21 protein-coding genes are annotated in these 17,125 nt (G+C 59.4%); 14 read left to right on the top strand and 7 right to left on the bottom strand.

The features are described 5' to 3' along the window. From AC13DJ_RS09865 to AC13DJ_RS09855, 3 genes are read right to left on the bottom strand one after another with little or no spacing between them, the layout of a single operon-like run. Nucleotides 1-696: an SIMPL domain-containing protein gene (locus AC13DJ_RS09865; protein ID WP_289101166.1), complete on the bottom strand. Its 696-nt coding sequence runs from the start codon at nucleotides 694-696 to the stop codon at nucleotides 1-3. A gap of 8 nt (nucleotides 697-704) precedes the next feature. Then, entirely contained in the window at nucleotides 705-1,463 is a 759-nt protein-coding gene (locus AC13DJ_RS09860) for a gamma-glutamyl-gamma-aminobutyrate hydrolase family protein (RefSeq protein WP_022988739.1), read from the bottom strand. After that, nucleotides 1,456-2,457, bottom strand: a complete 1,002-nt coding sequence (locus AC13DJ_RS09855; protein WP_199456930.1) for an amidoligase family protein — start codon at nucleotides 2,455-2,457, stop codon at nucleotides 1,456-1,458. Before AC13DJ_RS09855 ends, AC13DJ_RS09860 begins: the two co-directional genes overlap by 8 nt. A gap of 169 nt (nucleotides 2,458-2,626) precedes the next feature. On the opposite strand from AC13DJ_RS09855, the gene lexA reads away from it, so the two are divergent. Continuing rightward, nucleotides 2,627-3,235, top strand: a complete 609-nt coding sequence (gene lexA, locus AC13DJ_RS09850; protein ID WP_036219354.1) for a transcriptional repressor LexA — start codon at nucleotides 2,627-2,629, stop codon at nucleotides 3,233-3,235. 15 nt (nucleotides 3,236-3,250) lie between these two features. After that, entirely contained in the window at nucleotides 3,251-3,742 is a 492-nt protein-coding gene (locus AC13DJ_RS09845; RefSeq protein WP_094625566.1) for a cell division inhibitor SulA, read from the top strand. Between the two features lie 18 nt (nucleotides 3,743-3,760). Here AC13DJ_RS09845 and AC13DJ_RS09840 read toward each other — a convergent pair whose 3' ends face one another. Both AC13DJ_RS09840 and AC13DJ_RS09835 read right to left on the bottom strand, forming a co-directional pair. Then, nucleotides 3,761-4,033: a hypothetical protein gene (locus AC13DJ_RS09840; RefSeq protein WP_474539749.1), complete on the bottom strand. Its 273-nt coding sequence runs from the start codon at nucleotides 4,031-4,033 to the stop codon at nucleotides 3,761-3,763. A 55-nt stretch (nucleotides 4,034-4,088) separates the two neighbouring features. Beyond that, on the bottom strand, nucleotides 4,089-4,595 hold the full coding sequence (locus tag AC13DJ_RS09835; protein WP_058340168.1) for a DUF6586 family protein: 507 nt from the start codon (nucleotides 4,593-4,595) through the stop codon (nucleotides 4,089-4,091). A gap of 258 nt (nucleotides 4,596-4,853) precedes the next feature. Here AC13DJ_RS09835 and AC13DJ_RS09830 point away from each other — a divergent pair, with 258 nt between their 5' ends. From AC13DJ_RS09830 to AC13DJ_RS09820, 3 genes are all read left to right on the top strand, one after another. After that, nucleotides 4,854-6,212: a DUF1329 domain-containing protein gene (locus AC13DJ_RS09830; protein ID WP_288372035.1), complete on the top strand. Its 1,359-nt coding sequence runs from the start codon at nucleotides 4,854-4,856 to the stop codon at nucleotides 6,210-6,212. Between the two features lie 22 nt (nucleotides 6,213-6,234). Next, complete coding sequence (locus AC13DJ_RS09825; protein ID WP_474539750.1) at nucleotides 6,235-7,683, top strand: sigma-54 dependent transcriptional regulator; 1,449 nt, start codon at nucleotides 6,235-6,237, stop codon at nucleotides 7,681-7,683. A 92-nt stretch (nucleotides 7,684-7,775) separates the two neighbouring features. Next, nucleotides 7,776-8,117, top strand: a complete 342-nt coding sequence (locus AC13DJ_RS09820; RefSeq protein ID WP_288372038.1) for an Hpt domain-containing protein — start codon at nucleotides 7,776-7,778, stop codon at nucleotides 8,115-8,117. Here the strand turns inward: AC13DJ_RS09820 and AC13DJ_RS09815 are convergent. Beyond that, nucleotides 8,114-9,370 carry a uracil-xanthine permease family protein gene (locus AC13DJ_RS09815; RefSeq protein WP_474539751.1) on the bottom strand — a complete coding sequence of 419 codons (1,257 nt, stop codon included), beginning with the start codon at nucleotides 9,368-9,370 and terminating at the stop codon, nucleotides 8,114-8,116. The genes AC13DJ_RS09820 and AC13DJ_RS09815 overlap by 4 nt on opposite strands. Before the next feature lie 2 nt (nucleotides 9,371-9,372). Further along, nucleotides 9,373-10,011 carry a uracil phosphoribosyltransferase gene (gene upp, locus AC13DJ_RS09810; protein WP_022988748.1) on the bottom strand — a complete coding sequence of 213 codons (639 nt, stop codon included), beginning with the start codon at nucleotides 10,009-10,011 and terminating at the stop codon, nucleotides 9,373-9,375. Nucleotides 10,012-10,157: 146 nt separating this feature from the next. On the opposite strand from upp, the gene AC13DJ_RS09805 reads away from it, so the two are divergent. The 9 genes from AC13DJ_RS09805 to AC13DJ_RS09765 all read left to right on the top strand — a co-directional run bounded on the left by AC13DJ_RS09805 (nucleotide 10,158) and on the right by AC13DJ_RS09765 (nucleotide 17,098). After that, nucleotides 10,158-10,976: a MinD/ParA family protein gene (locus AC13DJ_RS09805; RefSeq protein WP_286816357.1), complete on the top strand. Its 819-nt coding sequence runs from the start codon at nucleotides 10,158-10,160 to the stop codon at nucleotides 10,974-10,976. Between the two features lie 226 nt (nucleotides 10,977-11,202). After that, nucleotides 11,203-11,841 (top strand): cytochrome c biogenesis heme-transporting ATPase CcmA, encoded by a 639-nt coding sequence (ccmA, locus tag AC13DJ_RS09800; protein WP_288372536.1) that lies wholly within the window; start codon nucleotides 11,203-11,205, stop codon nucleotides 11,839-11,841. Beyond that, nucleotides 11,831-12,556, top strand: a complete 726-nt coding sequence (gene ccmB / locus AC13DJ_RS09795; RefSeq protein ID WP_474539752.1) for a heme exporter protein CcmB — start codon at nucleotides 11,831-11,833, stop codon at nucleotides 12,554-12,556. Before ccmA ends, ccmB begins: the two co-directional genes overlap by 11 nt. Before the next feature lie 21 nt (nucleotides 12,557-12,577). Further along, on the top strand, nucleotides 12,578-13,321 hold the full coding sequence (gene ccmC, locus AC13DJ_RS09790) for a heme ABC transporter permease CcmC (protein WP_022988752.1): 744 nt from the start codon (nucleotides 12,578-12,580) through the stop codon (nucleotides 13,319-13,321). Between the two features lie 3 nt (nucleotides 13,322-13,324). Continuing rightward, the gene (gene ccmD / locus AC13DJ_RS09785; RefSeq protein WP_199455836.1) at nucleotides 13,325-13,561 is read left to right on the top strand and encodes a heme exporter protein CcmD; all 237 of its coding nucleotides are present in this window, start codon (nucleotides 13,325-13,327) and stop codon (nucleotides 13,559-13,561) included. Nucleotides 13,562-13,575: 14 nt separating this feature from the next. Further along, nucleotides 13,576-14,052 carry a cytochrome c maturation protein CcmE gene (ccmE, locus tag AC13DJ_RS09780; RefSeq protein WP_022988754.1) on the top strand — a complete coding sequence of 159 codons (477 nt, stop codon included), beginning with the start codon at nucleotides 13,576-13,578 and terminating at the stop codon, nucleotides 14,050-14,052. A 33-nt stretch (nucleotides 14,053-14,085) separates the two neighbouring features. Continuing rightward, nucleotides 14,086-16,086, top strand: coding sequence for a heme lyase CcmF/NrfE family subunit (locus tag AC13DJ_RS09775; RefSeq protein ID WP_289101155.1), 2,001 nt, complete (start codon nucleotides 14,086-14,088; stop codon nucleotides 16,084-16,086). Next, nucleotides 16,083-16,619, top strand: a complete 537-nt coding sequence (locus AC13DJ_RS09770) for a DsbE family thiol:disulfide interchange protein (protein WP_199455833.1) — start codon at nucleotides 16,083-16,085, stop codon at nucleotides 16,617-16,619. Before AC13DJ_RS09775 ends, AC13DJ_RS09770 begins: the two co-directional genes overlap by 4 nt. After that, entirely contained in the window at nucleotides 16,619-17,098 is a 480-nt protein-coding gene (locus AC13DJ_RS09765; RefSeq protein WP_199455832.1) for a cytochrome c-type biogenesis protein, read from the top strand. Before AC13DJ_RS09770 ends, AC13DJ_RS09765 begins: the two co-directional genes overlap by 1 nt. The last annotated feature ends 27 nt before the right edge of the window (nucleotides 17,099-17,125 follow it).

Here is a 17,125-nt window from a genome sequence, read left to right as displayed (position 1 = left end):
TCAGTCCAGTTCGAAGGTGGCGCTCACGCTGGACTGAATCTCACGGGGGCCCACGCTCGAGACGGTATCCCGGGCGGACTTGGCTTCTGCCATCATCATCGGCACGGGCCGGTGCCCACCGTTGATGTTGATAGACACCACCTCGCCGCAGGTTTTGTCCAGCTGCTCCGCCACGAACTGGCAGCGGTTTCGGGCGTCCTCGATGGCCCGGGCTAGCGCCTGCTGCTCAAGCCCCTGCTCGTCGGAATGGAAAAACTGGTGGCTGCCAAGGTTGTACTGGAGGCCCAGTCTATTGGCCTGCTCCAGCAGCGGGTTCAGTAGTTCCAGATCATTGATCGAGAAGCTCACGGTTTGGCTGGCGACGGAGACCCGTTCAGGCTCCTTGCCTTTCTCCTGAACCGGCAGGGTGCGTGTATACAGGTTTACATCCGCGTCTGAGTAGTCCTGCAACTGGTCTCGCCAGGTTTTGATGGCGCTACGCCACTTGTCCATGGTGTCGGCTACCTGGGCGGAAGCCTTCTGGGGTTGCCTGTGCTCGGCAGAAACGGAAAACTGCAGGCGGGCGCTGTCCGGGTTGTAACGCACCACGCCTTCACCAGTCAGGCTGACTTCGCCGGCATTGGCGGCCAGGGGCACAGCTGCAGTCGCTAACAGGGCGGCGGTCAGTGCCAGGGGGTGTTTCAGCGATACCATCATCAAACTCCTTATTGATCAAAGGCCGAATATCGGCTTTCCAGTCTTTCCAGTTTTCTGCCCCGGGCGGCGTGCACAAAGTGGCTGAAAATGTGCCGGTGCCCGGTGTGGTAAAGCAGGTATTCCGGATGCCATTGCACGCCCATCAGCCACTGGGCTCCGGTGTTTTCAATGGCCTGTACGAACCGGTCGTTATCCAGCGCCGTTACCCGCAGGTTCCGGCCCAGCCGTTTGATGGCCTGGCTGTGAATTCGGTTGGCGCCAATCACCGTGGCAGGCATCAACCGGCCTAGCCGGCTGTCTTTCACCAGTTGTACGGTTTGCAGGGGCAGCAACAGAGGCCGGTGGCGGGTATGTTCCCGCAGCGGAGTTACGTTCTGGCACAGGGTGCCGCCGTGGAACACATTGATAAACTGTGCGCCCCGGCAAATGCCCAGCACCGGAATATTGATGGCTTCGGCCTGAACCAGCAGCCGGTGATCGGTGGAATCCCGCTTGCGATCGTACCGGGCCGTTACCTGGGGCTGTTGCCCGTAAAGCTCCGGGTGTACGTGGGTGCCACCGGACAGCACCAGCCCGTCCAGCAGGGACACATCGGTATGACTGCCGGGGCGAATGTAATGGGTGTTGGCACCGTGCAGGCGCAGGGCCAGGTTGATCAGCCGGTGCGCCAGGCTTCTTCGCACCGGGCCACTGATGCCGATAGTCAGCCCCGGTTTCTCCGGCAGCTCTTCTGCCATCGGCATGTCGTTGCCCTGATAATCAGACATAACCGTGTTGTTTCAGCCAGTTGTCCGTGGTCTCACGCCAGGAATGAGTGAGGTTGTGGAAGCTGAACTTCTGGGCTTCCCGGAACCGGCTGCGTAAATCGGCCAGGTCTTCCGGATGTGCGGCCAGCTGCTCCAGAACCACCCAGTCATTCCACACCGTGGAGAAATGCCAGCGCGGGTTGTCGATGTCGCAGTCCGGCAGGCGGTAATGCAGGGTAGGGCGGCTCTTGATCCTGGGGTCCTTCACGTAGCCTGCCAGCAGTTCCTTGTCGAGATGGGCGAACAGCGGCAGCAGGTCCAGGGCCTTGTTGCGGGTGGGGTTGTAGTGCAGGTAATCCCGCATCAGGGTTTCCAAATCCGGGCGATAGTCATCCGCCATCAGCTTCTCGGTATACCGGCTGCTCCAGGGTTCGATATAGGTGGTGAACTTACGGCTGATATCCAGCTGGTGCCGGGCTTTAAGCCAGTCGTAAAGGGCAGCAAAGGCTTGCAGGTAGGCTACCAGGGTGGCGGGTTCCAGGTCCGGCAATTCCGGGTTCAGCTGCAGGCCAAAGGCAAAGTAGATGGCTTCACGGCTACCTTCGGCGCCCAGTTCCCGTAGCTCATCCATCAGGGTTTCGATCAGTTCCAGTTTCGAGAACGCCAGCGGCGGGCCGACAATCTCCAGCGGAATGACCTTCTCGGCAGCAAAGTCGATCACATCCATGGCATGGCTGCCCAGCTCCCGGATGGATTGCGGCAGGCGCTCGTCGTCCAGGTCCAGCTCCTTGATGGGATCGGAGTCCAGTTCGATGGTAAAGCGGCCATGTTCGGTGTCCAGTGCGGTCACGTAGCGTGAGGTCAGCTCCGGCGACCCGCCGAGCAAGCGGGCGGCATGCTGCACCAGTTGTTCGTAACCGAGCCCCGAAAGCTCGATTTCGACCCCTACGCGACGTTCTCCACCTTCGTGGTTTTTCAGTCTTTCCGGCATCTTGCAACGATTGGCTGCGTTCATGGAGTGTTTGCATCCCCTTGCTTCGTTTCAGGTCACCTTAACACAGGCTTGCGCCGTGTCCCGTTACCCAAAGGAAAGAAACTGCACAGGGACTTTACACTGGATAAAACACTGTATATAGTCAAATCACTGTATAAAAAACCAGGACGAACAACCCCGGAGAAAAAGCATGAAGCTGACCGCCCGACAGTCCCAGGTGCTGGATATTATCCGGCGATATCTGGATGAAACCGGTTATCCGCCCACTCGCGCAGAAATCGCTGCCGAGCTGGGTTTCCGCTCGGCCAATGCGGCGGAAGAGCATCTCAGGGCGCTGGCTCGCAAAGGTGCGATCGAGATGGTGCCGGGCGCCAGCCGCGGTATTCGCCTGCCGGAGGCTGAGCCGGATCTGGGGTTGCCGGTCATTGGTCAGGTAGCAGCGGGTAGCCCGATCCTGGCGCAGGAGCATGTGGAAGATCATTGCACCCTGAAGCCGGACTTCTTCTCGCCCTCGGCAGATTACCTGCTGCGGGTTCGGGGTATGAGTATGAAGGATATCGGCATCCTGGATGGCGACCTGCTGGCGGTGCATCGCACCCAGGATGTTCACAATGGCCAGGTAGTCGTGGCCAGGGTGGGCGAGGAAGTTACCGTCAAACGCTACCGCCGTGAAGGCTCAAGGGTCTGGCTGATTGCGGAGAACGAAGAGTTTGCTCCTATCGAAGTGGATCTGAGTGAGCAGGAATTGTTTATCGAAGGTCTTGGTGTGGGTGTAATCCGGCGCTCCGATCTTCACTGAACAGGCAGGTGAGTTATGGAACAGTTGAGCTTCAATCAGAACATGGCGTTTCATCCGGCCACAGTGGCACCGGCGCAAGCGATCTCTGCGGGTCAGCGCCCGGCAAGCATGCGTCGGCCTGCAGGTGGTTCGGCAGCGGGTCATTCGGGCCTGGGCGGCAATGTGACGGAGATTATCCTGCCGGAAGGACAGGTAGAGAACTTTCAGCTGTTATTGCCCATGCTCACCCAGCTGAACCAGGAAAAGCGCTGGCTGGCGTGGATTGATCCGCCCCAGGCGCTGGTGGCCAAGTGGCAGAAGATGCATGGCATTGTGGCGAACGAGATCCTGGTGCTGCGTTCAACCGCGGAATACCCGGCCCAGCAACTGGCAGAGCGCGCCCTGGGCGCAGGTACCTGTCATGCGGTAGTGCTCTGGACCAACAAGCTGGGGCGCGCCGCCTTTGATTCACTGCAAAAGGCTTCTGCGAAAGGCAACAGTCACGGGGTGATTTTGCGCCAGCGCTGAGGGCTGGCGCAGTATCGGTCAGTGCAGGGTATAGCTGGGCTGGGGGTCGATCGCGTCGCCGTCTTCGTCATCCCATTCCATGTCATGGCCCATGTCGTAGTCGATATTGCCGGCGGCTTCAATGCCTGCAGCAATCATGGCCTTTGCCACGTTCATATCCCGGTTCTCCATCATGTCCCGGGCTTCTTCGGAAAAAGAAATGCGCACCAGTGGGGCGGCATCATCGTCTATCCGGCGCAACGCGTAGTCGCCGTCAGAGAGTTGTACAATTTCAAAAAACGATGGTGACATTCGTTAAACCTTTGTCGTCATTCGGGTTGTTTCGGTGCAGCCGTGGTCAGGGCTGCTACCACTCGCCGTGCCGCTCTTCGAGTTCCCTTGCAAAAATGGCCATGGCTGCCCTGGTCTGTTCCAGTGCCTGCAGGGAGCGGTCCGGGCCTTCTTCTGCGGCTACCGCAATAATGTTGTCGGCAGAGACCGTCTTTTTCTGCGCCGGTGGTTGGCCCAGGGCCTTGTCCAGCTGAACCAGGTGGTTCCACCAGCTGTCCCGCTGCTGCGCGAGGCTGTCGAGAGTTTCGACTTCCGCCACGTCGTAGTCGAATAGTGCCTTTAACTCGGCCAGGCTGTGCGGCGTTTCCGTCTTTTTCTGGTGCAGCCTTGCGACCATCGTCAGCAGTACGTCGCGGGCTCGCAGCAGGACTTCTGCCACTGCCTGAGACCGGGCTTCTCCGATCACGGCTGCCGGCAGTCCGGTGCTGGCAGCATTGCTGGTTGTTGGCTGGTCAAATTCCCGGATCAGTACCTGGGCCAGGTACAGTTTTTGTGAAACCAGTGAATACCACGTTGAAGCCATGCAATACCTGCCCACATGCAGTGCCGGATGATCAGTTGCCCGCCTGAAGACCACACCCTTCTATATCCATCAGGCCAAGCCGCTAATAGTATCATTTTTGTCCACCCATTTCCTCCCCTTTGATGGTTGCTGTTGATACAGGTGCCTGTTCACAAGAAACTACAAACCTTCACTTGAAACGGTCGTTTGAAACTGGCAAAAAGGGCCGTAGTTCGGGCGAAGGTCGATCGCCCGACCATTCAGAATGGAGGTTGAGGGATGCGAAACCAGTTGGTTGCGGCGGTTACCGCGGCAGTAATGGGGTTGTCCGGACCCGTTGTGGCAAAGGTTTCACCTGCCGAAGCAGAGCGGTTGAACAATGAGCTCACACCGGTCGGTGCCGAACGCGCCGGTAATGCCGAAGGCACTATTCCGGCCTGGAACGGCGGCCTGGCAACACCACCGGCAAACTGGCGAGAGGGAACCAAGGAGATTGATCCGTTCCCGGAAGACAAGCCACTTTATACCGTTACCCGCGATAACATGGATCAGTACCGTGATGTGCTGTCGGATGGCCATATCCGGATGCTGGAACAGTACGGGCCGGAATTCTTTATGCCGGTTTACCAGACGCGCCGGACGGCAGCCTTCCCCGGGCATGTCTACGAAAGGTCTTTCGAAAATGCCTTGAGCGCAGAGCTGCTGGACAACGGCAACGGCGTGCGCAACACGATCATGACCAGTCCGTTCCCCATTCCCCAGAACGGGCTTGAGGCGATCTGGAATCACATCCTCCGTTATCGGGGTGAAGAGGTTTCGTTCCGCAGTGCCTCCGCCACGCCCCAGCGCGACGGCGCCTACAACGAAGTGGTTAACCAGTACGATTACTACCTTGCCTACAGCCAGATTGGCGCCGAGCTGGCAGATATCGACAACAAGATCTTCTACCTGAAAACCGAGACCATCGCGCCCAGCACCCTGGCCGGCACCATCACACTGGTGCACGAAACTTTGGACCAGGTCCGTTCACCGAGGCTGGCATGGCGGTATGATTCCGGTTCACGGCGTTTGCGCCGGTCACCGAACCTGGCCTACGAGACAGATCTACCCAACTCCTCGTCGCTGCGTTCCGTTGACCAGAAAGACATGTACAACGGTGCCCCTAACCAGTACGACTGGGAGCTGAAAGGCAAGCGGGAACTGCTGGTGCCGTACAATGCGTACAAGCTGCATGACGACAACATTCGCCCCTCGGATGTGATTCGCCCGAACCACATCAACCAGGAGCTGACCCGCTACGAGTTGCACCGGGTCTGGGTAGTGGAAGCCAAGCGGCGCATTGGTATTAGCCATATCTACGATCGCAGGGTGTTCTACATTGATGAAGACAGCTGGCAGATCCTGGCCTCTGAAGAGTATGACGAAGAGGGTGAGCTGTGGCGCGTGTCGGAAGCCCACAATATTAGCTACTACAGTGTGCCGGTGTTCTGGACCACCATGGAAATGACCTACGACCTCAAGGCGCAGCGTTATTACATTGATGGCCTGGATAACGGTTACCCGGCCTACGATTTCGATCCGGGCTTCCGGGGTAATGAGTTTACCGCCTCGGCGGCACGGCGGGCAGCACGACGCTGATACCTGACAGAGACACCGGTTAATGCCCAACAACAATAAAGTACTGGTAGTGAGTGAAGATCCCGGCCTGCGCCGGGATCTTGTTACTATCCTGGAGTTTCTGGGTGAAGGCCCGGTGGCTGCTGACGACCTGTCAGTGGCAGCGCAATTGCAGGATGGGGAGGGTCAGCCGGAGGGTTTCTCCGTGGCCGTGCTGGCAGGTGACGGCCAGGCCTTACGGGATAGCCTTCAGGAGCTTGCCCGCATCGCCCCGGCTTTGCCGGTGTTGCTGGCCGGCGGGCCTGAGGCTGCCGACCTGCCCAGAGATCTCGCCAGCCGCATTATCGCCCGCCTTGAATGGCCCCTGAATTACGCCAAGTTTGTCGATTCCCTGCACCGGGCCCAGGTGTACCGTTCCCAGTTTGACCAGGGCAATGGCCGCGGGCACCAGCGGGGTGTCCAGCTGTTTCGCAGCCTGGTGGGCACAAGCCGTCGCATACAACAGGTGCGCGATCTGATGGAGCAGGTCGCCGACCGGGACGTCAGCGTGCTGATCACCGGAGAATCCGGAACGGGCAAGGAGGTGGTCGCCCGGAACCTGCACTACCATTCCGATCGTCGCGATCAGCCCTTCGTGCCGGTAAACTGCAGTGCCATACCGGCGGACCTGCTTGAAGGCGAGCTGTTTGGCTATGAACGGGGAGCCTTTCCCGGTGCCATCACCGAGCGGTCCGGGCGCTGTGAACTGGCCAACGGCGGAACCTTGTTCCTGGATGATGTCAGCGAGCTGCCCCTGAACACCCAGGTGAAGGTGCTTAGGCTGGTGCAGGATGGCAACTTCGAACGCATCGGCAGTAATCGCTCCCGGCCCACCAACGTGCGGATTATTGCGGCGGCAGACAAGAATCTCGAACAGCTGATCGAAGCCGGCCGCTTCCGTGAAGACCTGTACTACCGGTTGAATGTTTTTCCCATCGATATGCCCGCCCTGCGTGATCGGGTCGAAGATATTCCCCTGCTGATCAACGAACTGATCTCCCGTATGGAAAAGGAAAAACGCGGCTCCCTGCGGCTGAACTCGGCTGCCATCATGAGCCTGTGCCGCCATGACTGGCCGGGCAACGTGCGGGAGCTGGCCAACCTGGTGGAGCGGCTGGCCATCATGTACCCCTACGGCGTGATTGGTGTTCAGGAGTTGCCCCGGAAATTCCGCTACCTGGATGACCACGACGAACACCTGGCGCCGGAAGATCAGGGCTTGCCTTCTGCCGTTCCCGGCCTGGTTGGGTTGGACGGGCCGGTACTGCTGCCGGTTAACGGCATAGACCTCAAGGACTACCTGGCCAATCTCGAGAAGCAACTGATCGAGCAGGCCCTTAATGAAACCGGGGGCGTGGTGGCACGGGCTGCAGAGAAATTGCGTATCCGCCGAACCACACTGGTAGAGAAGGTGCGCAAGTACGGCCTGCGGGAAGAACCCCCGTCCTCCTGACGCCGAAGCGCCCCGAGTTTGCCTGCGGGGCTTTGATTCCGGCGGCCTTTCTGAGAAAGTATCGGGATATGCGCACGACAGGGAGTTGACCGATGAACGACAAACCGCATCTTGATGAAGAGGCGCTGGCCGAACTGAAGGATGTCATGGAAGAAGAGTTTGATGTCCTGATCCAGACCTATCTGGCCGACTCCAGGAGCCGCATCGAAAGCCTGGAGCAGGCGCTGTCAGAGAATAATCCGGACGTTTTTACCAAGACCGCCCACAGCTTCAAGGGCAGCAGCATCAATATTGGTGCGCCCCGGCTGGGGCAGGTGTGCTTTGAAGCGGAGAAGCTGGGTAAGGCCGGAGCACTGGAACAGGCTCCGGCCGTACTGGAGCAGATTTACACGGAGTTCCGGGAGGTGCAGCAGCGCCTCGAGAACTTCGGTTAATCGTTTTTGCTTTCGTAGATCTTGCGGCCCCAGGCTTCTTTCTCGCCTGGCAGGACCAGGTTCAGGATAATCGCCACCACGGCACACAGGGCGATCCCTTCCAGCTGCCCCAGCACCATGTTGCCAATACCGAACACCAGGGTAACACCCACGATCACCAGGTTACGGGACTGAGACAAGTCCACCTGGTGGCGGATCAGGGTGTTCAGGCCCACCACGGCGATCGACCCGAACAGCAGACACAGAATGCCGCCCATGACCGGCACAGGAATAGTCTGCAGCGCGGCGCCGAATTTGCCCACAAAGGCCAGTACAATGGCGACAACGGCCGCCCACCACATTACCTTCGGATTGAAGTTGCGGGTCAGCATGACTGCGCCGGTGACTTCCGAGTAGGTGGTGTTGGGCGGCCCGCCCAGCATAGACGCAGCACTGGTGGCCAGGCCGTCGCCCAGCAGGGTGCGGTGCAGGCCGGGCTTTTCCAGGTAGTTCTTGCGGGTGACGTTGCCGATCGCCAGTACATCGCCAATGTGCTCAATGGCCGGGGCAATGGCCACCGGAATCATGAACAGGATGGCGCCCCGGCTGAACGCGGGTGCGACGAAATTCGGCACCGAGAACCAGGCCGCCTGCTCGATGGCGGTGGTGTCGACAATGCCGGCAAACCAGGACAGCACATAGCCCACGATCACGCCGAACATGATTGGCACCAGCCGGAAGATGCCCTTGGCCCAGACCGACATCACAATGGTCACGGTCAGGGAAATCATGGCAATCCAGATGGCTGTGTTGTAGGGCACCAGCTCTGCGGCACCGTCACCGGTGCGGCCAGAGGCCATATGCACGGCCAGCGGGGCCAGGCCCAGGCCGATGGTCATGATCACCGGGGCGATCACCACCGGCGGCAGCAGGCGGGTGACAAACCCGGTGCCGCGCAGGCGAACAGCGCCGGACAGAATGATGTACAGGATACCTGCAGCCATCAGGCCGCCGAGGGTTTCTTCCAGCCCGAACCTGCCCTTGGCGGCAATGATCGGGGCGATAAACGCAAAGGACGATGCCAGGAAGATCGGAATCTGGCCTCCGGTCACCACGTGGAAGATCAGGGTGCCGATACCCGCCGTGAACAGGGCCACGTTCGGATCCAGCCCGGTAATCAGCGGCATCAGCACCAGGGCGCCGAAGGCCACCAGCAGCATCTGGGAGCCGGCCAGCGCCTGCTTCCAGACCGGATCGTTGCTATGGTCCTGCATACTCAGACGTCCTTCTGCTTGGTGCCGAAGATCTTGTCGCCGGCATCGCCCAGGCCCGGCAGGATGTAGCCTTTCTCGTTCAGGCGTTCGTCAACTGAAGCGGTGTAGATGGAAACGTCCGGGTGTTTCTCCAGGACTTTTTCCACGCCTTCCGGGGCGGCTACCAGCACCAGGGCACGGATTTCAGTGCTGCCGGCCTTCTTGAGCAGGTCGATGGTGGAAATCATCGAGCCACCGGTAGCCAGCATCGGATCGATGATCAGGGCCATGCGCTGGTCCAGCTCGCCCACCAGTTTTTCCAGGTAGGTTTCCGCTTCCAGGGTAGTTTCGTTACGGATCTGGCCAACCACGCTTACCCTTGCCACCGGAATCAGGCTCAGCACGCCGTCCAGCATGCCCAGGCCTGCCCGCAGAATCGGCACTATGGTAATCTTCTTGCCGTGAATCTGCTCAACGGTGACCGGGCCTGCCCAGCCATCAATGGTCTGCTCCTGCAGGCTGAAATCCTTGGTTGCCTCGTAGGTCAGCAGGGCGCCAACTTCCTGGGCCAGTTCACGAAAATTCTTGGTGCTGATATCTGCCCGGCGCATCAGGCCAAGTTTGTGCTGGATCAGGGGATGCTTTACTTCGTGGATTGGCATTTGTGGCCACCTGTGTGTTCGGATAATCTGGCGTGGATTTGCTTGAAATAAATGGCGCAAGGATACCGTATCTTTAGCTCCGAGTCAGGCACTCAGAGGGCCATCAAGAGGCCGCGCAGCAAGTTTTTCAGAGAACCATAACAATCATGAATAAACCCCGTCCGGTTCAGGTAATTGCCGTGTCCAGCGGCAAGGGTGGAGTAGGGAAAAGCAACATAGCCGTTAACCTTGGTATCGCACTGGCCGAACGGGGCCGCCGCGTGGTGGTGCTCGACGCCGGCCTGGGTTTGGGTAACCTGGATGTGCTGCTGGGGCTTACGGTCCACCATAACCTTCAGCACGTGCTGGATGGCCAGTGCTCCCTGGAAGACATTCTGGTAGACGGCCCCGGTGGTATCCGGGTGGCACCGTCCGCGTCCGGCAGCCTGGCGATGACCCGCCTGACTGCGGCCCAGCACGCCGGGCTCATCCACGCCTTCAGTGATCTGGGCGATCAGACCGACGTATTGATCATCGATACCTCAGCCGGCGTATCCGACTCGGTATTGGCGTTTTTGCGGGCTGCCCAGGAGATTCTGCTGGTATTGTGCGACGAGCCGACTTCTATTGCCGATGCCTACGCCCTGATCCGCATGATGCACCGCGATTACGGCACCAGCCGTTTCCGGGTGCTGGCCAACCAGGTGCGCAACGACAGGGAAGGCGCCCAACTGTTTGAAAAACTGACCAGAGTCACCGGTCGTTTCCTGGATGCGGGGCTACACTACAGTGGAGCCATTCCCAGTGACGACGCCGTGCGCAAGGCCGTGCAACGGCAAAAGGCGTTTATGGAAGCCTACCCCAGGGCAAGGGCGTCCCTCGCTATGCGGGCACTGGCAGAAAAAGTCGAAAACTGGCCTTTACCCTCTGCTCCCGGGGGGCATCTTGAATTTTTTGTGGAGCGTCTGGTTGGAGCCGTTGAATGAAACAACTGTATTCCCGTGCCCATGATGCCTTGCTGGCAGTGATTGCCCAGCGACGGACCAAGCGCATCTGCAAGCATTGTCGCAAACCGGGATTCAATAAGTTAGGCTTGCCGAGTGCGTCGGTATTTGACGTCACGCATGGGTAATCCGGTGTCGCATTCGTTATAATGCGCACTCATTCACCGGATGCCCGCGCGGCGTCCTTCGCTCTGCAGACGGGGCCCCGATGTCCGAGCCGTTATTACAGGCTGTAAATCTCGAATGTGAGCGCGACGAGCGCCTGTTGTTCCAGAATCTCAGTTTCTCGGTAATGCCGGGTACCGTTACCCGTATTGAAGGCCCCAACGGCACTGGCAAAACCACCCTGCTCAGAATCCTTGCCGGTTTGAACGATGCCTGGTCAGGCGAACTGCTCTGGTGTGGCGAACCCCGGGCCTGGTACCGCGAATCCTTCCTGCGCAACATGCTGTACCTTGGGCACCGCCCCGGCATCAAACCCCTGCTGACTCCCATGGAAAACCTTCGGGCCCTGATGGCTGGCCGCCGCACCGTCAGCGACGACATATTGTCGCAGGCACTGGCGGGAACAGGGCTGGCGGGCTTCGAGAATGTACCCTGTCGCAATCTGTCGGCCGGTCAGCAGCGCCGGGTGGCGCTGGCGCGCCTGTTGATTGCAGACGAACCCTTGTGGCTGCTGGATGAAGTGTTCACGGCTATTGATGCGGATGGCGTCAAAGCCATTGAAGAATTATTGCAGCAGCGGGCTGCAGAAGGTGGTGCTGTATTGGTGACGACTCACCACGACCTGCAGTTGCCCGGAATGAAGCGCATTACACTGGGGGGAGGGCAGAGTGATGAATGCTGAATCCCGGCCGGCATTGAAACCGGTAGAGAGTGCCATCGGCCCGGTGCAGGCCATGGCGGCGGTCTTCATGCGGGATGTCCGGGTGGCCTTCCGGCAGCGCCAGGATCTGCTCAACCCGCTACTGTTCTTTATTATGGTGGTAACCCTCTTTCCGTTAGGGGTTAGCCCTGAAGTGGCATTTCTCAAGCAGTCCGGTGCCGGTATTCTCTGGGTAGCGGCCCTGTTGTCGGTGCTTCTGTCGCTGGACCACCTGTTCCGGCACGACTTTGATGATGGCACCCTGGAGCAATTGATATTACAGCCACAGCCCCTGTTCCTGCTGATCCTGGCCAAGACACTGGCCCACTGGATACTCACCGGCCTGCCGCTGGTACTGCTTACGCCAGCGTTGGGAATAATGGTGCACCTGGACGGGAACTCTGTGGCAATTCTGTGTCTAACGCTGCTGATCGGTACCCCGGTACTGAGCCTGATTGGTGCCATCGGCGCGGCGTTGACACTGGGGTTACGGTCTGCCGGTGTGCTCTTGTCACTGCTGATCATTCCGCTGTACATTCCCGTGCTTATTTTCGGTACCGGGACCGTGGCGGCAGCAGCCGAGGGCGCGCCCGTGGCCGGTTATCTCGCATTGATGGGGGCATTCCTGGTACTGGCGCTGACTCTGGCGCCATTTGCAGCCGCCGCCGCGCTGCGAATCAGCATGTCTAACAGTTAAAAGAAAGACGGTGACCAACTGATGTGGCAATGGTTTCACAAATTGGGTTCCCCCAAGTGGTTTTACGGCATCGCTAACCGCTTGATGCCCTGGTTGCTGGCCGGCGGGCTGATCGTGCTGCTGGCCGGACTGGTGTGGGGGCTGGCGTTTGCGCCGAAAGATTACCTGCAGGGCAACAGCTACCGGATTATCTTCATCCATGTGCCGGCGGCGTTCCTGGCCCAGTCAATCTACATAATGATGGCAGTTGCTGCCGTGGTTACCCTGGTCTGGCGCATGAAACTGGCGGACGTGTTTGTCAAAGCCATCGCGCCGGTGGGGCTGGTGCTCACCTTTCTGTCGCTGTTCACCGGAGCCGTGTGGGGTAAGCCCACCTGGGGCACCTGGTGGGTGTGGGATGCCCGTCTCACCTCCATGCTCATTCTCCTGTTCCTGTACGGGGGCGCCATCGCGCTGGACCGTGCCATCAACGACGAGAAATCTGCCGCCCGCGCCGTGGCTGTGCTGGTACTGGTGGGGGTAGTAAATATCCCTATCATCAAATATTCGGTGGACTGGTGGAATACACTGCATCAGCCGGCCACCTTCAAGTTGACTGAGAAGCCCTCCATGCCGATGGAAATGTGGGTGCCGTTGCTGCTTTCAGTGCTTGGCCTGTACCTGTTGTTTGGCTGGCTGGCCTGTCTGCGAATGAAAACCGAGATCCTGTTGCGGGAGCAGCGTACCCGCTGGGTCAGAGAACTTGTTCTGGCGGGAAGGAAATAACCAATGGCATTCGATTCGTTCTCCGCATTTATTGCCATGGAAGGGCACGGCCCCTATGTGTGGGCGTGCTACGCCGTATTTGTTGTGTTGCTGGGCGGGCTGATGATCTGGTCTGCTCGCCGCAACCGTGCCGTATACGATTCCTGCAGACGCAGGCTAGAACAGCAGCAGGGAAGCAAAGACAGCGTCCGCCCGAAAGCGGCGGCCACTTTCACCCGAGTTGAAGTTTCCCAGGACTGAACAGCAGGTAACCCATGCATCCGATCCGCAAAAAAAGACTGACCATTCTTGCCTTCCTGGTTGCCGGCATTGCGCTGGCGGTGGGCCTGACGACCTATGCACTGCGCCAGAACATCAACCTGTTCTACGACCCGACAGAAATCTCTGCCGGCAATGCCCCGGTTGATGTACGCATCCGTGCCGGCGGCATGGTGGAAGAAGGCAGCGTGATACGTGATACCGAAAGCCTGAAGGTGAACTTCCGGGTGACGGATTATGCCGCGTCTGTGCCGGTGCAGTACGTAGGCATCCTGCCGGACCTGTTCGCAGAAGGGCAGGGCGTGGTGGCCATGGGCCGACTGAACGAAGAAGGCCTGTTTGTGGCAGACCAGGTTCTGGCCAAGCACGATGAAAACTATATGCCGCCGGAAGTAGCCGATGCCCTGGAGAAATCATCCAAGGGCCTGAACAAGGCGAACGCAGAGAAAGCTGCAGAAAGCGCGGCTTACTGAGCCCCGAATCATGACTGACCTTGGAGATTTCTGATGTATCCTGAACTCGGACAGCTTGCACTGATACTCGCGCTGTTGCTCTCGGTGCTTCTTGCCGTCGTCCCGTTGGCCGGTGCGCTCACCGGGCGTGACAGTCTGCAGGCGTTTGCCCGGCCCCTGGCGTCGGGCATGTTTGTGTTTACCGGCCTGGCCTTTGCCATCCTGACCCACGCCTTCCTGGTAGACGATTTCTCCGTGGCCTACGTGGCCAACAACAGCAACAGCATGCTGCCCTGGTACTACAAGTTCAGTGCCGTGTGGGGTGGCCATGAAGGCTCACTGCTGTTGTGGATCCTGATGCTCACCGGCTGGACCCTGGCCGTGGCCATCTTCAGCCGCAAGCTGCCGTCGACCATGGTGTCCCAGGTACTAGCGGTTATGGGCATGGTCTGTGTCGGCTTCTTCCTGTTTATCATCGTTACCTCAAACCCCTTTGACCGCTTGTTACCGAACGTACCGGCGGATGGCCAGGACCTGAACCCGCTGCTGCAGGACATCGGCCTGATCATGCACCCGCCCATGCTGTACATGGGGTATGTGGGCTTCTCGGTTGCCTTTGCCTTTGCGATCGCCGCCCTGATCAACGGTCGCCTGGATGCGGCCTGGGCCCGCTGGTCCCGGCCCTGGACAACCGTTGCCTGGTCGTTCCTGACCATCGGTATTGCCCTGGGCAGCTGGTGGGCCTATTACGAGCTTGGCTGGGGCGGCTGGTGGTTCTGGGACCCGGTTGAAAACGCCTCCTTTCTGCCGTGGCTGTCCGGTACGGCCCTGATGCACTCGCTGGCAGTGACGGAAAAGCGTGGCGTGTTCAAGAGCTGGACGGTACTGCTGGCCATCGTCACCTTCGCACTGAGCCTGCTGGGCACCTTCCTGGTGCGCTCCGGTGTTCTCACCTCGGTACATGCCTTCGCTTCTGACCCCGAGCGGGGCAGCTTCCTGCTCATGCTGCTGGGTATCACTGTAGTAGGCAGCCTGCTGCTCTACGCGTTCAGGGCACCGGTGGTGCACGTGCGTTCCCGTTACGGTTCCCTGTCCCGTGAGATCTTTCTGCTGCTGAACAATGTGCTGCTGGTATCCGCCACGCTACTGGTGGCCATCGGTACCCTGTATCCGCTGGTCCTGGACTACCTGGATGCCGGCAAGCTGTCCATCGGCGCGCCGTTCTTTAATACCACCTTCAGCCCGCTGGCCGTGGCCACCGGCCTGTTGCTGGGTGCCGGTATCTTCTCCCGCTGGAAGAAAACCGACGGCGGAATGCTGGCCCGTAAACTGTTGTGGCCGCTGGCGATCAGCCTGGTGGCGACAGCTGCGGTGATGGTCAACTACGGCAGCTTTGCGCCCTGGGCCTTTGCCGGTGTGTTCACTGCCATCTGGATTGCCGTGGCTACCCTGTGGGACCTGTGGGATAAATCTGCTTCCCGCCAGGGCCGATTGCATGGCCTCAAACGCCAGTCCCGCAGTTACTGGGGCATGGTGCTGGGACATCTTGGTGTGGCCATGGTGATGGCCGGTGCCACTGTGGTGTCCAATTACGGTGTCGAGCGGGATGTCCGCATGACTCCGGGTGATTCCGCCATGGTGGGCGATTACGAAATCGTGTTCACCGAAATCGGTGAGCGGCAGGGCGCCAACTTCACCGCCCAGTACGGCAGCTTCAATGTGTTCCTGGATGGCAAGCTGGTTACCGACCTGCACCCGGAGAAGCGTAACTACCCGGTGGGTATGAGCGTGATGACCGAGGCGGATATCGATGCCGGCCTGTTCCGGGATGTATTTGTGGCCATTGGCGAGCGGATTTCAGACGACGCCTGGGCTATCCGCCTGCAGTACAAGCCGCTGGTACGCTGGTTATGGCTGGGTTCCCTGGTGATGGCCATCGGCGGCTTCCTGGCCATTGCCGACAAGCGTTACCGCATTCGTGTGAAAGCTGAGGAAAGACAGAAAGCCCAGGCAGGCAACACGGCTCCCGGCAAGCCGGCGGAGGCATCGTCATGAGGCGCCTGCTGCTGTTCATTCCGTTGCTGATCACGGTTGGTATCGGGATCTTCCTGTTTGCCGGTATCGGCAAGGATCCCACCAAGCTGGAATCGGCCCGTATCGGCAAACCGGTACCGGAATTCCAGCTGCAGGACCTGCACGATCCGGAACATATGCTGGACACTTCGGTTTTTCAGGGGCAGGTATCGCTGCTGAATGTCTGGGCCGAGTGGTGTCCCTCCTGCTGGGACGAGCATGAATACCTGATGCACCTGGCCAGCAACGAGGGCGTGCGCATTGTCGGCTTGAACTACAAGGATCAGCGGGAAACCGCGTTCAGTTTTCTGGGCCGCCTCGGCAATCCCTACGAAACCATTATCTTCGATCCCCGTGGATCCCTCGGCTTTGACCTGGGTGTGTACGGCGCACCGGAAACCTACGTGATCGACGCCGATGGCGTGGTGCTTTACCGCCACGTGGGTGTGGTGAACGAGCGGGTTTGGCAGGAAGTCCTGCTGCCCGTGTTCAATCAGGCAAAGGGAAATAGCTGATGCGTTTTTATCCGCTACTGTTGGCCATACTGTTTGTGGTTTCACCGCTCCGGGCCGAGGTGATGGAGGTCTACGACTTCGATACCCGGGCTGAAGAGCAGCGTTACCAGAACCTGATTGCCGAGCTGCGCTGCCCCAAGTGCCAAAACCAGAATATCGCCGACTCCAATGCTCCCATATCCAAGGATATGCGGGACGAGGTGTACCGGATGATGCAGGGCGGCGCTTCCAACGATGAAATCGTCGGCGCCCTGGTGGACCGTTTTGGCGAATTTGTGCAGTACAAACCGCCGGTCGACAAGCGCACGATTTTCCTCTGGGCGTTCCCGGCCATTGCCGTGATTGGCGGCTTGCTGATTGTGGCTGGCGTGGTAATGCGCTCGCGTAAACAGGGCCAGCAGGAAACGGCACTCAGCCCCGAAGAAAAAGCCAGGGTCGAACAGATGCTGGCCGATAAGGATCAGCCATCCGAGCGCTGATCCGCGAAACACATCCCCAACTGCGAC

The sequence above is a fragment of the Marinobacter sp. L-46 genome (assembly GCF_056859535.1).
This window is presented reverse-complemented; position numbering and strand designations above follow the sequence as displayed.

What these genes read in the sequence shown, in the direction of transcription:
- AC13DJ_RS09830 (WP_288372035.1), top strand. Translation starts at nt 4,854, where the DNA reads ATGCGAAACCAGTTGGTTGCGGCGGTTACCGCGGCAGTAATGGGGTTG.
- AC13DJ_RS09855 (WP_199456930.1), bottom strand. Translation starts at nt 2,457, where the DNA reads ATGAACGCAGCCAATCGTTGCAAGATGCCGGAAAGACTGAAAAACCAC.
- ccmC (WP_022988752.1), top strand. Translation starts at nt 12,578, where the DNA reads ATGTGGCAATGGTTTCACAAATTGGGTTCCCCCAAGTGGTTTTACGGC.
- ccmA (WP_288372536.1), top strand. Translation starts at nt 11,203, where the DNA reads ATGTCCGAGCCGTTATTACAGGCTGTAAATCTCGAATGTGAGCGCGAC.
- AC13DJ_RS09860 (WP_022988739.1), bottom strand. Translation starts at nt 1,463, where the DNA reads ATGTCTGATTATCAGGGCAACGACATGCCGATGGCAGAAGAGCTGCCG.
- AC13DJ_RS09805 (WP_286816357.1), top strand. Translation starts at nt 10,158, where the DNA reads ATGAATAAACCCCGTCCGGTTCAGGTAATTGCCGTGTCCAGCGGCAAG.
- AC13DJ_RS09840 (WP_474539749.1), bottom strand. Translation starts at nt 4,033, where the DNA reads ATGTCACCATCGTTTTTTGAAATTGTACAACTCTCTGACGGCGACTAC.
- AC13DJ_RS09815 (WP_474539751.1), bottom strand. Translation starts at nt 9,370, where the DNA reads ATGCAGGACCATAGCAACGATCCGGTCTGGAAGCAGGCGCTGGCCGGC.
- upp (WP_022988748.1), bottom strand. Translation starts at nt 10,011, where the DNA reads ATGCCAATCCACGAAGTAAAGCATCCCCTGATCCAGCACAAACTTGGC.
- AC13DJ_RS09765 (WP_199455832.1), top strand. Translation starts at nt 16,619, where the DNA reads ATGCGTTTTTATCCGCTACTGTTGGCCATACTGTTTGTGGTTTCACCG.
- AC13DJ_RS09825 (WP_474539750.1), top strand. Translation starts at nt 6,235, where the DNA reads ATGCCCAACAACAATAAAGTACTGGTAGTGAGTGAAGATCCCGGCCTG.
- ccmB (WP_474539752.1), top strand. Translation starts at nt 11,831, where the DNA reads ATGAATGCTGAATCCCGGCCGGCATTGAAACCGGTAGAGAGTGCCATC.
- ccmD (WP_199455836.1), top strand. Translation starts at nt 13,325, where the DNA reads ATGGCATTCGATTCGTTCTCCGCATTTATTGCCATGGAAGGGCACGGC.
- ccmE (WP_022988754.1), top strand. Translation starts at nt 13,576, where the DNA reads ATGCATCCGATCCGCAAAAAAAGACTGACCATTCTTGCCTTCCTGGTT.
- AC13DJ_RS09845 (WP_094625566.1), top strand. Translation starts at nt 3,251, where the DNA reads ATGGAACAGTTGAGCTTCAATCAGAACATGGCGTTTCATCCGGCCACA.
- AC13DJ_RS09835 (WP_058340168.1), bottom strand. Translation starts at nt 4,595, where the DNA reads ATGGCTTCAACGTGGTATTCACTGGTTTCACAAAAACTGTACCTGGCC.
- AC13DJ_RS09820 (WP_288372038.1), top strand. Translation starts at nt 7,776, where the DNA reads ATGAACGACAAACCGCATCTTGATGAAGAGGCGCTGGCCGAACTGAAG.
- AC13DJ_RS09775 (WP_289101155.1), top strand. Translation starts at nt 14,086, where the DNA reads ATGTATCCTGAACTCGGACAGCTTGCACTGATACTCGCGCTGTTGCTC.
- AC13DJ_RS09770 (WP_199455833.1), top strand. Translation starts at nt 16,083, where the DNA reads ATGAGGCGCCTGCTGCTGTTCATTCCGTTGCTGATCACGGTTGGTATC.
- AC13DJ_RS09865 (WP_289101166.1), bottom strand. Translation starts at nt 696, where the DNA reads ATGATGGTATCGCTGAAACACCCCCTGGCACTGACCGCCGCCCTGTTA.
- lexA (WP_036219354.1), top strand. Translation starts at nt 2,627, where the DNA reads ATGAAGCTGACCGCCCGACAGTCCCAGGTGCTGGATATTATCCGGCGA.